This is a genomic window from Bacillus sp. KICET-3 (genome assembly GCF_033261025.1).
GTDB classification, from domain to species: domain Bacteria; phylum Bacillota; class Bacilli; order Bacillales; family Bacillaceae; genus Bacillus; species Bacillus sonorensis.
On sequence record NZ_CP137345.1, the window covers coordinates 3712277 to 3724480 of the forward strand.

The window sequence follows — 12204 nt, forward strand, 5'->3', positions numbered from 1 at the left end:
GGATCAGGCTGGTTCTTGCGTTCTCCGGGCCTTTGCATATTCTACCGTTTTCAGCCATTTGCCGCCGTTCTGGCGTAGCGGCCCGCTGCCGTCATAGACAAGCCTTCCCCTGTTGAACGTCGCCGTTATGCGGCAGGGAAAAACGCGCCCTTCGTAAAGGCTGTGCGACGATGAGAATATGTTTCGCGCTTGGGGCGGAATCAGCGGCGGCCAGTTTACGCTTTTGGCCATGATCGAAACCGCTTTAACATACAAGGTGGCGGACTGGACGGCGCGGACGCCCGCACGACGATTCGGCCTTGGGGAGAAAAAAGGCCGGATCAAAGTCGGTTTTGATGCCGATTTTGCCATCGTCAATTTGAATGACTCCTATACTGTGACAAAGGACACCATGTTTGCCAGACATAACGGCTTCGGCTTCCGCCTCAGGCGGTCTTGATGCCGCATAGGCATTACCGTCTGTCCGCCCCGATTGCTCCGCTTCCTTTTGCAGAAACTGAATCATTGCATCGCTTTCAGCATGAAGCGCCAGTATTTTCTTGCAGGCGGCAATTTCCCTCATGCCCTCTAAAAGGCTCATATCATCTGCGGCTTGAAATTCTGCGGTGCCTGTTTGAGAAAGGAACGCCTTAAAACCGATAGCCCCTGCATCTGTCATTTTCTTAATGTGCCGGCGGTTTCCGTGGACAAGACCGCCCCAAAGCGCAAAATCGACGAGCGATTTTTCTTTTGCAATCCGCGCCTTTTCCTTGAGCGCCTCAACGGTGACGGTTGACGGAATGCCGTTTAAAGGCATGTCAAAATAGGCGGTGCATCCGGCGGCAGCCATCATTTGCGAGCCGTGTGAAATGCCCTCCCAGTCCGCCCGGCCCGGTTCACTGAAATGAACATGGCAGTCGACGGCGCCCGGAAACACGTACTGTCCTGTTGGGATGCCATACCTTTTCGGCAGCTTTTTCGTTCAGCTCGCCGATTGCGGCAATGATGCCGTCTTTAACGCCAATATCGGTTGTTTCCACCCCATCCGGCATTACGGCGTGTGCATCTTTCAGCAGCAAATCGTACTTCGTCATGACACTCCCCCTTTTACAGCCGTTTTTTCATGATAAAAAGAAAGCACTGCCTGCAGGGCACGGCCCGGCTGCACCGGCGCTCCGACATGAATGAGAACCGCTTCAAGCGCCGCCAGCGTAAATAGGACATTTTCCTTGCGGCAGCTGTATCCCATCGTCCCGATCCTCCAAATCTTCCCGTGAAGGGGACCGAAAGAGCTGGCAATTTCGACGCCGAATTCGTCGAGCATCATGTTGCGGACAAGATCAGCATCAATCTGCTCAGGCACCTTCACACAGGTGACAGTCGGCAATTTTCTCCTGCCTTCCGCAAACAATTCCAGCCCCATCGCCCTGATTCCTTCCACCAATGCCGCTTCATGCAGCCGATGCCTCTCAAAGCGTTCGCCAAGCCCTTCTTCAAGAACGACGCGCACGCCCTCGCGAAGGGCATACAGCATGGAGGTTGCTTCTGTATGATGGTTCAGCCGCCGCGGACTCCAATAATCCATCAGCTGGCTGATGTCAAAATAATTGCTGAATATCGGCGCCCGCTCCCTTTCCCGCTTCAGGTCTTCTTCTGTCGCAATACCGCGCTCGACTTTTTTCCTTTCGTTGATCCGCTTTTCAATCCGGCTGTTAAACGTGATCGGCGCCATGCCCGACGGAACGGATAAACACTTTTGCGTACCGCCGATGACCGCATCAAGACACCATTCGTCCGTGTTCACATCAGTGCCGCCGATCGTCGCGACCGCATCGACAACACACAGCACGTCGAGCTCGCGGCAGGCACGGCCGATTTCTTCCAATGGCTGCATGCATCCGGTCGATGTCTCCCCATGGACAATCGCAACAATCTCCGGTGCGACCCGTTTGATTTCCCTGATGACGTCTTCAGGAGCAAAAACTTCTCCCCACGGACATTCCATTGTATAAACATCGGCACGGTACCGCTCGCATATTTCTGCAAGCAGATAGCCGAACCTTCCGAATATCGGAACGAGCACTTTGTCGCCCGGTCTGATGATGCTTGCAAGGACGGCTTCCAGCCCCGCTCTCGACGTTCCGTCAACAGGGAAAGCCCAATTGTTTTTCGTCCGAAAGAGCTGTCTCAGCATCGCCATGACCTCGTTCATCATTTCCGTAAACGCCGGGTCAAACTGTCCAAGCACAGGATATGAGAGGGCCCTCAGCACCCTTGGATGGACCTCTACAGGCCCCGGCGTCATAATCGTCCGCTTAGGAATATTGATTTCTCTGATTGTCATTGTCTTTTCTCCTCTCATTCATAAGCCAGTGTATATAGCAGATTGCTCAAAACTTTGATTCCCGAAATGAGATCTTCGGGTTTTGTCCATTCTTCAGGCGAATGGCTGACACCGTTCCGGCTTGGAACGAACAGAAGCGATGTCGGGCAATGCCTCCCAAAGATCTGGGCGTCGTGCCCCGCACCGCTGATCATTTCCCGATAGGAAACATTTATGTTCTCTGCCGACTGTTTAGAAAGCCGCGTCAATTCCGGATCCATTTTTACCGGCTTCACATCCGTCGTCTGCTGCACGCTGATCTGAACGCCCGATTCTTCGGACAGCTTTGCGAAATCGGCAAAAAGATCCTCGCTGAATTGATCCAAAACCGTTTCATTGTGATGGCGAAGATCAAGAGAAAAAACGGCTTCACCGGGTATGACATTCGGGACGTTCGGCTTTGCTTCAAGCTGTCCGACAGTCGCCGTTAGGAACGGATCTGCGGCTTTTGCTTTTTTCATCAAGCAGGAAATACATAATGACATCATCGCGACCGCATCCTTTCGCATATTCATCGGCGTCGTTCCGGCATGGTTGCTTTCGCCTTTGAGGATGATGGTGTAGCGCCTTTGTCCGACGATGTCGGTGACGATACCGATCTGCCGCCCGCTCGCTTCGAGGATGCCGCCTTGTTCAATGTGGAGCTCGATAAAGCATTTGGCATCATGTCTGAAAGGCTTCCGATACCGTCCTTTTCCAAAGCCGCAACGCTTCATCGCCCCTTCGATCGAGACCCCGTCGCGGTCATAAACAGCGGGGGCCTTTCCGCAGTCAAACAGACCCGTCAAATTGCCCGATCCCCAAAATGTGAGGGGGAAACGGCTTCCTTCTTCCTCACACATGGAGACGACCTCGATTGACGTTTTCGGCGCTCCGTAAGCATCGCGAAGCTGTTTCACTGCGATGAGGCTTGCGAGAATCCCGTATGCCCCATCAAACCGCCCGCCGTTGGTGACCGTATCAATATGAGATCCGGTCAATATCGCACCGCTCATATTCTTCGTTCCTGCGATTCTTCCAAACAGATTCCCGGAGTCATCAAAATACGCCTCCATTCCCCAGTCTGTCATCTTTTCTTTTAACGCATGCTGGGCTTCAAGCCATGGCTTTGAATAAAGAAACCTTGTCACTCCGCCTTCCCCGCTGCCTCCAAATGAAGCGAGCCAGGTGATTAAATGTTCAATTTCGCTTGCCGTGCTGCCGGTTATGCTTGTGTCAAAGGTCATGTAAAGAAACTTCCTTTCTATTTTCTTGTTATATTTCTTTACAACTTTATATATAAATATCAGTTTACTGATAATATAAAAAATAAGCATCGGCATAATCGTCACAATTTCATTGTTTTTTTGTACATCTTAACCAAAACATCGAAAACATTCTTGTCAGATGACATAACAAAAGGAGGCCTGAAAAAGATGAACGTTTTCGACATCATGCAGCTCCCTGTTTTTAAAGGCGCAAGGCTGGCCGCCGGGGAATCGGGGGGCTTTCGCAATATTCAGCATATCAATATGATGGACGCCCCGGATATCGCGGATTTTCTGCATCCGGGCGAGCTGCTTGTCACGACCGCCTATCATGTCAAAGACCGTCCGCAATTGTTAAAAGAATTGATCGAAAAGATGATCAGGCGCGGATGCGCCGGACTCGGCATCAAAACGAAAAGGTTTTTGCGGGAAATCCCCAAAGAGGTGATTGAATATGCCGACAAGAAGTCTTTTCCGATTATCGAACTAAATGAGGGCATCCGCCTCGGCGACATCGTCAACCATACGCTGAGCCATATTCTTGATAAGCGCACCGCTGAGCTTGAACAAGCGATCAATGCGCAAAAGCAATTCACAGACCATGTGATGAGCGGAAAAAGCATACAGTCGCTGTTGAAGAACGTCTCTCGTATCTTGGATCTCCCTGTCCTCCTATTAAATCAGCATCTCAAGCCGAGATTCTCTTCAGGAACGGATAGAACAGAAGCACCGCCGCTTTATGAAGGCGTTTTTCACAGAGGGAGCAAAACGGCATTCACATGCTTTTCCACCCTTTCCAAACAGAAAACCTATTCCGTTTTCCCGATCTACACCCATGAAAAAAAGTGCGGGTTCCTCGTCGTTTGCGGGATGATTCCCTCATCTGACAAAGGCCTGCTTTTAACAATTGAACAGGCAGCCAATGTGATCGGCTTTGAACTCATGAAAGAAAACGCGCTTAAACAGTATGCGAGAAGAGCCCGCAACGAGTTTTTCAGCAATTTTTTGGACGGCGCTTTTTCTTCGCCTGAAGAAATCAAAAATCGGGCCAAAGAGTTTCAGCTTAAGTGGAACCAAAAATATATATGCATCGCCGGCAAATTGGACCGCAATGAAAAAGGCGTCAGCTTCACGGAAAACCAGCTTGATTCAGACAGCGTGTTCGAGTTTTTGGAAGAAGAGCTTGATGCTTTTCCGTTTCCTCCGCATTTGTTCATCAAAGGAAATATGTGCATCCTCCTGGCCGAAGGGACGGACAGCTGGGCGGAAATGAATGCTCCCATTTGCGCGTTTTTAAGGCGGTTTCAGCAAAATGCTGCAGAGTATTTTCAACGAACGATCTCCTTCGGCATCAGCAATCTCAGCCACCAGCTGTTCGATGCTCCTGATATTTGCAAAGAAGCTGTTGATGCTCTGCACTCCGGCCATCTTTCCGGCAGCACCGCATTCATTCAGACGTACCATATGAAAGATGTGTCAGAGCTCCTGCGGATGATCCCGATCGATGATTTAAAAAAATTTCATGCCTATACACTGCAAAACCTGGCAAACCTGCCTGGTGATGACCAAGTGCTGCTGCATACATTATCCGTCTATTTAGAAACGCACTGTCAGATTTCCGAGACAGCCAAACGCCTGTATGTGCACAGGAATACGGTCATCTACAGACTTGAAAAATGCGAGGAGATGCTCGGAAAGAGCCTGAAGGACGCTGATACAACGCTGCGCTTAAGGCTGGCTCTCAGAATTCAAATGCTGCTTGGTTTGTGAGGAGCCTTGCGCTTATGGTCATAAAGAGGGATGATTTTGTATCAACATCTAAATCGAAAATTGAAGATTGGAGAGTGCATACAAAAAACGCCCGGCATTTCTGCCGGACGCTTTACACTTTTTCCGGGATGGCGCTGGTCTGTTTTTTTCGTCCCCAGCTGACAGCAGCAAAAAAACTGAGTACAAGGACGGCGGCGCCAAACATATATGGAATTTCGACGTTTACATCGAAGAGCAGCCCCGCTATTGCCGGTCCGACAATATTGGCAAGGCTCATGAACGCATTATTCATCCCTGCGGCAAAGCCTTGTTCATCTCCCGCCATTTTCGAAATCAGCGTATTGATCGCCGGGCGGAGGATGGAAGTCAGCATAAAAAAGACAATCGTCGCGCCGAACACTAGCCAATAGGAGCCGGCTAATGAGCAGACGAGAAGAGCTGCCGCCGAACCGATCAATGTGATGTTCATCAGGCGCTTTTCCCCGAAGCGGTTCGTCAGCATTCCAAGCGCAACGGCTTGCACAAACACGCCGATCAAGCTCGCCGCCGTGATGACAAACGCGATGTCTCCAGGTGTAAACCCGTGTTTATGATCGACATACAGGCTGAAGACAGCTTCAAAATTCATAATGCCAAAGTTCAGCACGAACACCAAAATCAGCAGAAAAGCGTATGGAGATTTCAGCGCCCGCGCCATTTGCTTCAGCAGCGGTTCGCGCCGTTCAGCCGACTGCCGCTTTTCGAGCATTTTTTCTTTACTGAGCGTTTCAGGGAGCACGAAAAGCGACAATACGGTTGCCAGGCAGGCCAGCCCGGCTGACACGTAAAACGGAAAAGACAGTCCGAACGCCACTAAATAACCGCCGGCTCCGGGGCCGATGACAAATCCGAGGGACATCGCTGCACTAATCAGCCCCATCCCTTTGCTCCGATCCTTTTCCGAGGTGATGTCAGCGATGTAGGCAAACATCGCCGGAACCAAAAAGGCCGCACCGGCTCCCCCCAAAAGGCGCGACACAAACAAGAGCCACAGGTGGCCGGCCCAGGCAAAAATCAGCTGTGATACCGCAAAGGCGCCGATACCCAAAATAATCATTTTTCGTCTGCCATATTTGTCTGTCATTTCACCCGCAACAGGCGAAAACAGCAATTGCGTGACACCTGAAGCCGCAATCAACAGACCGAGGGTGCCTCCTGAGGCGCCGAATTTTTCTATAAATGTAGGCATGAGCGGAATAATCAGCCCGATGCCGAGCATGACGATAAATACGTTCAGCATGAGAATATATAATCTGGCCATTTTTTTCATGTGCAAATCCCTTCCTTCTGTGCGAGATCAGAACCCCTCTTCTCAAAGCCAAACTGCTACTCAATCAGTATATCCAGCAGTGGGATTAAAGTCTAGTTTTTTCATATTTTATTTATTTTTCAAATTTTTACTTATCCAAAAGTCTCAATTGAACGATGTTCTTCACTGATTCTCAAGCTGTTGTGAAACGGTGGGATATGCCGATAACGCGCAGTTTGCAGAGGCTTAAACAGAAGACTGCTCGGGGATGTGGAGGGGATCGGCAAAAGGATCTATAAGGAAAATAAAAGGAATCACGGGAGAAATAAGCGATTAACAAAATAGACTGGCGCACGGCACCAGTCTATTGATCTCAAAACCTATGACCAGCCGGCGGCATGGGCAATCATTAAAAACACGACAGCAGCCGCCATCCAAAGGCAAAAGAGCGGCAGGATGAATGTCAGCCACTTGTTCCAGGGGATCCTGCTGATCGCAAGCGTCGCCATAAAGTAGCCTGATGTCGGAAACACGATGTTTGAAAACCCGTCTCCGATATGAAAGGCAAGGATCGCCGTCTGCCTCGTAATACCGACGATATCGGCCAAAGGAGCCATGATCGGCATCATAATCAGCGCCTGACCGCTTCCGCTCGGCACAAAAAAGTTAAACAGCATCTGTGTAAAGAGCATCGCCGCCACCGTCAAATAAGAAGGAAACTGTGAGACAACATGTGACAAGCCATAAACAATCGTATCCATGATCTGCCCTTCCGTCATCACGACAGCCACAGCCCGCGCGATTCCGCAGACCATCGCGCCGACCAGAACTTCTTTAAACCCTTCATTAAAAGATTCGGCAATCTCTTTTGAATTCATGCCGGCAATCACAGCCGGAATGATGCCGAGCGCCAGAAAATAGCCGGCCATCGCCACCATGTCCCACCTGAAATAAATCACGCACCCAATCAGCCCCATAAAACAGGCAAGCGCCGCAGCCCCGGCCCACTTTACCCGTTTTCCCGCTGAAAAAGCGGGAGCCGGTCCGGCCTCTTCCTTGCCTGTGAGGCTTGTTTCCGGATGCGCTCGTACATGTTCCGCATATTTAAGGACATAAACGGCGGCGACCGCCGTGATAACAAAGAAGATGACCGTCCGGTATCCCATGCCCGAATAAAGCGGAACGCCTGATATCATTTGCGAGATGCCCACAGTGAAAGGATTGGTCAAAGCGCTCGTAAAACCGGCAATCGGCCCGCATAATGCGATGGCGGCGGCCGTCATCCGGTCATAGCCGAAAGACAGCATTAAAGGAAGGATGACAGGAACATAAACGATCGACAACTCGGGCGTCCCGATAAAACAAGCGATCCCTGAAAAAACAAACATCAAAACGGGAATGATCAAAGCCGGCCTGTTCCGGAACATGTGTCCCAATAGGCGCACGCCGAGTTCGATTACCATGGCTTTCCGCAAAACAGCAAAAACGCCTCCGGCAACGAACGTAAAAAAGATAATCGGAGCGGCCTCGGTCATCCCTTGCGGAACAGCAGACAGCACAGTCAGCAAACCGACCGGTGACTGTTCGATCCGCTGATATGAATCCGGATCGATCATCTCCCTGCCGTCAGGGCTCTCAACCCTTTCGTATTCACCTGAAGGGATGATGTATGTCGCAAGAGCCATTACCACAATCATGACGGCAAGAATGACATAAATATGCGGAAATTCCTTTTTGCGCTTTTGATTCTTTGTCAATTCTTCTGTTTGATAAGCGGGCACTCCCATGTCTGTTCATCTCCTTTTCACCTAATGTCAACTTTCTTAACATATTAATCGATTAAAAACGCAATAGCATTGAAAAATCCTCCGAATCCAACTGAGTTTTCGGTTAAAATATCTAAAAAGACAGATTTTCTGACAAACACAATCATCAAAAATACCCCTACTGCAATTCGCCATTTTCATGTAAAGTCATAAGAAAAAGTCATGTTGTAAAGGAGTGGATACACATTGCAGCAATGGATTAAAGAGGTGGCCAGAGGAAAAAGAGGCGCCAGGGATTTAATATATGAAGAGGCGCGGCAGGCTGCCGAAGCGATTGTCGCCGGACAGGCGAGCGCGGCTCAAATCGCGGCCTTTCTGATAGCGGAGCGGATCAAAACAGAATCTCCTGAAGAATTGCTTGCATTTACAGAGGCATTAAGACATTATGCGGAGAAACTGAACCTTTCTAAAGGAATCAGGGAAAGGGTCATCGATTTTGCCGGACCGTACACCGGGAGACATTCTTTTTTGGCGACGATTCCCGCATCGATTCTTCTCGCCGAACGAGGCATTCCCGCATTTCTGCACAGCAGCGACTCCCTGCCGCCGAAATACGGGACAAGCAGTAAAGAGGTGCTGCAAAAGCTCGGCATCTTTATTGGGGGGGCCGCCCAGGCTGCGAAAACACTGGAGCAGCTTTCCATCGGTTTCGCCGCGGCTGAACAGCTGTGCTCTCCGTTTTCCCGCCTTCGCCAGATTCGTGAGGACATCGGTGTCCGCACTGTATTGAATACGGCCGAAAAATTGGTGAACTTCGCCGGTTCCGACCGGCTCATGATGGGCGCTTTTCACAGAACGGCGATTCAAAAGATGCATCCCGTGTTTACCCGCCTTTCTTACAAAGAAGTGTTTATCGTTCAGGGAATCGAAGGCTCAGAGGATGTTCCGGTGCACAGGGGAAGCTTTGTATTTACGATAAAAAACGGTGACATCTCTTCCTTTATTTTAAATCCGGAAGCATACGGCCTGCATGCGGATGAGCGTATGCTCAACAAACCCCTATCCGCAGAGCGGCAGGCCCAAAAAATCGAGGCGGTCCTGTCGGGAGAGCAGTCGGCTGATGTGGAATATGAAAGAAAGCAGGTCATCATGAACACGGCATTGCGCTACTATTTGTTCAGGCACTGCCCGACGATCGAAGAGGGCGTCCGGATCGCTGAACGCCAGCTTAAAGAGAAAGCGGGGTTAGCCACCCTCAACAAGTGGAGAATGTCATTTACAAGACAGTAAGAAAACCGTAATGAAAATGACATTTCCTTTTCATGAAATGATTGGATAATGAAAACAAATGAAAAGGAGGTTTTCACCCCATGATCAGAATGTTGGTCCTGTCGTTTATGCTGATCCTGTCAATCGTTTGGATGCCCGCCGGGAAAGCGGATGCTTTTTCGCTGTTTCCGCTGAAATCCTTGTCCGGCGCTACAGCCGCTCCTGCAGACTATTATCAAACTGCACAAGGGAAAACCGGGAAAGCATTAAAACAGTCGCTTCACGATATTATCGATAACCACACAGAGCTTTCGTACAGCGATGTGTGGAACGCGCTTAAAACGACTGATGAAGATCCGGCAAACCGCAGCAATGTCCTTTTACTGTATTCCGGAGAATCCCGCTCTAAAAATGAAAGCGGAGGAGACGCGGGCGATTGGAACCGGGAGCATGTCTGGGCTAAATCACACGGCGATTTTGGAACAGCTAAAGGCCCCGGAACAGATCTCCATCATATCAGGCCCAGTGATGTACAGGTGAATGCGGCACGGGGAAACCTTGATTTCGATGAAGGCGGCGCCGAGTATTCGGGAGCTCCCGGAAACTATTATGACGGGGATTCATGGGAGCCGAACAGCCGTGTAAAAGGGGATGTTGCGAGAATGATTTTTTATATGGCCGTCCGCTATGAAGGCGATGATGGGCACCCCAACCTTGAAATGAACGACAGGACAGGAAACGGTTCTCTGCCATACCACGGCAAAATGGCCGTCCTGCTGAAATGGCATCAGGAAGACCCGGTTGATGACCTGGAAAGAAAAAGAAATGACATCATTTATGAACGTTACCAGCATAACCGCAATCCATTCATTGATCATCCCGAATGGGCCGGGGAAATCTGGGAGTAAGCTAAATGTTTTGAAAGTGCAAACGAAGGCGCTTTCTTCGAAGATTTTAAGCAAAGGCTTGACATCTTTCTTTATATTCTTCTTCTGTAGTCGGGACGACTCCATTTTCAGTATTGTCGTAAGTAATGACTTCAGCATCAAATTCAGAGCCGTAAAATCGTTCCGGTTCTGTGTTTTTCTCTACTAGAAAAGGCAGTACCGGAATCTATCAGCCCTTTCATATTCACCCCCCTTATTTCCTTTTAAAACGAGATTGATCAGAGGAAAAGGGGGTGTACATCTTTTTTATGAACGATTCAGACGCGGGTCGCGGCCGGCAGTCCTGGAAGTGGATGGCGCTGAATTTGTAGATTTATAAAAAAAGGCTGATCACTTCAAACAGATTTTGATCGATCCCTGCATCAAAATAGGTTCTTTAACCTTTAATTTAAAGTTATACGTAACCGACCCGATTATCATTAGTCTGATTCTTTTTAGATTGCCGCTTCTGTGTGAGGATCAAAAAAGACGGCATGCTCCATATTGACGGACAGGCTGATTTCCTCTCCGGGCGAAAGGTTTTTAGCACCGTCGAGTCTAGCAATAAGAGGGGCTTCTCCTATTGCGGCGTGCAGAAATTGTTCAGACCCCATATTTTCGCTTAATTCAACCTGCGCCTGAAAGCTTGTTTCTTCTCTCTGCCCCTGTTCGTTCACATGTTCCGGCCGGATGCCGAGCACCGCTTCCTTTCGGAGGTAGCCTTTCCTTTGTAAGACACCGCTTTTTTCTTTCGGAATATGAAGGCGAATCGAAGAATTGGCGAAAAACAGCTCACCGTTCTGCTCCTCGATGATGCCCTTAAAAAAATTGATGCCAGGTGAGCCGATAAAGCCGGCAACAAACTGATTAGCCGGATGGTGATAAATATCGTGCGGACTTGCCACCTGCTGGATTTCCCCGTTGTACATTACGACAATGCGATCTGCCATCGTCATGGCTTCAGTCTGATCATGGGTGACATAGATGACTGTCGTCTTCAGCCGCTGGTGAAGCTTGCTGATTTCCGTTCTCATTGCCGTTCTTAATTTGGCATCCAGATTTGACAGCGGCTCATCCATCAAAAATACTTGAGGCTCGCGGACGATAGACCTGCCGATCGCCACCCTCTGTCTTTGGCCCCCTGACAAGGCTTTCGGCTTTCGTTTCAGCAAATGGCCGATTTCCAAAATCTCAGCCGCCTCGTGCACCCGTTTCTCAATTTCTCTTTTTGAAAGCTTTCTCAGCTTCAATCCGAACGCCATATTGTCAAAGACCGTCATGTGCGGGTAAAGCGCATAATTTTGAAACACCATGGCGATATCGCGGTCCTTCGGGGGCACGTGATTGATCAGCTCATTCCCGAGATAAAGCTCTCCTTCCGTCACCTTTTCCAAACCGGCCGTCATCCTCAGCGCCGTCGATTTTCCGCACCCCGAAGGACCGACGATGACAAGAAATTCTTGATCCCGGACCTCTAAATGAAAATCTTTTAAAGCATGATGATCTGTCCCGTATTTCTTATGGACGTGATGAAACGTTAATGAAGCCATGTACACCTCTCCCTATTTTCATGTTT

9 protein-coding genes and 2 pseudogenes are annotated in these 12204 nt (G+C 49.5%); 4 read left to right on the forward strand and 7 right to left on the reverse strand.

The window, feature by feature from the left end; all coding sequences use genetic code 11:
* Positions 1-3 precede the first annotated feature (3 nt).
* Positions 4-231 (reverse strand): hypothetical protein, encoded by a 228-nt coding sequence (locus tag R5H20_RS19050; RefSeq protein WP_006638964.1) that lies wholly within the window; start codon positions 229-231, stop codon positions 4-6.
* On the opposite strand from R5H20_RS19050, the pseudogene R5H20_RS19055 reads away from it, so the two are divergent.
* Positions 170-406, forward strand: a pseudogene (locus R5H20_RS19055) (amidohydrolase family protein); the annotation flags it as partial. The gene R5H20_RS19050 and the pseudogene R5H20_RS19055 overlap by 62 nt on opposite strands.
* Here R5H20_RS19055 and R5H20_RS19060 read toward each other — a convergent pair.
* The 3 genes and pseudogenes from R5H20_RS19060 to allC form a co-directional block, all read right to left on the reverse strand.
* Positions 407-1073, reverse strand: a pseudogene (locus R5H20_RS19060) (amidohydrolase family protein); the annotation flags it as partial.
* Positions 1070-2323, reverse strand: a complete 1254-nt coding sequence (locus R5H20_RS19065) for a pyridoxal-phosphate-dependent aminotransferase family protein (protein ID WP_006638968.1) — start codon at positions 2321-2323, stop codon at positions 1070-1072. The pseudogene R5H20_RS19060 and the gene R5H20_RS19065, both read right to left, overlap by 4 nt.
* A gap of 14 nt (positions 2324-2337) precedes the next feature.
* A complete protein-coding gene (allC, locus tag R5H20_RS19070) occupies positions 2338-3588 on the reverse strand; it encodes an allantoate deiminase (RefSeq protein ID WP_029418496.1) in 1251 nt (416 codons plus the stop codon).
* Between the two features lie 189 nt (positions 3589-3777).
* On the opposite strand from allC, the gene R5H20_RS19075 reads away from it, so the two are divergent.
* Positions 3778-5379 (forward strand): PucR family transcriptional regulator, encoded by a 1602-nt coding sequence (locus R5H20_RS19075; RefSeq protein ID WP_006638970.1) that lies wholly within the window; start codon positions 3778-3780, stop codon positions 5377-5379.
* Positions 5380-5491: 112 nt separating this feature from the next.
* On the opposite strand, the gene R5H20_RS19080 is transcribed toward R5H20_RS19075, so the two are convergent.
* Together R5H20_RS19080 and R5H20_RS19085 are read right to left on the reverse strand one after the other, a co-directional pair.
* Positions 5492-6688 (reverse strand): MFS transporter, encoded by a 1197-nt coding sequence (locus R5H20_RS19080; RefSeq protein ID WP_006638971.1) that lies wholly within the window; start codon positions 6686-6688, stop codon positions 5492-5494.
* 359 nt (positions 6689-7047) lie between these two features.
* A complete protein-coding gene (locus R5H20_RS19085; protein WP_088273039.1) occupies positions 7048-8454 on the reverse strand; it encodes a YfcC family protein in 1407 nt (468 codons plus the stop codon).
* 225 nt (positions 8455-8679) lie between these two features.
* Here R5H20_RS19085 and R5H20_RS19090 point away from each other — a divergent pair, with 225 nt between their 5' ends.
* The gene (locus R5H20_RS19090) at positions 8680-9723 is read left to right on the forward strand and encodes an anthranilate phosphoribosyltransferase (RefSeq protein ID WP_006638973.1); all 1044 of its coding nucleotides are present in this window, start codon (positions 8680-8682) and stop codon (positions 9721-9723) included.
* A gap of 80 nt (positions 9724-9803) precedes the next feature.
* Positions 9804-10610, forward strand: a complete 807-nt coding sequence (locus R5H20_RS19095; RefSeq protein WP_006638974.1) for an endonuclease I family protein — start codon at positions 9804-9806, stop codon at positions 10608-10610.
* Positions 10611-11083: 473 nt separating this feature from the next.
* Here R5H20_RS19095 and R5H20_RS19100 read toward each other — a convergent pair whose 3' ends face one another.
* A complete protein-coding gene (locus R5H20_RS19100; RefSeq protein WP_006638975.1) occupies positions 11084-12178 on the reverse strand; it encodes an ABC transporter ATP-binding protein in 1095 nt (364 codons plus the stop codon).
* Positions 12179-12204: the final 26 nt, after the last annotated feature.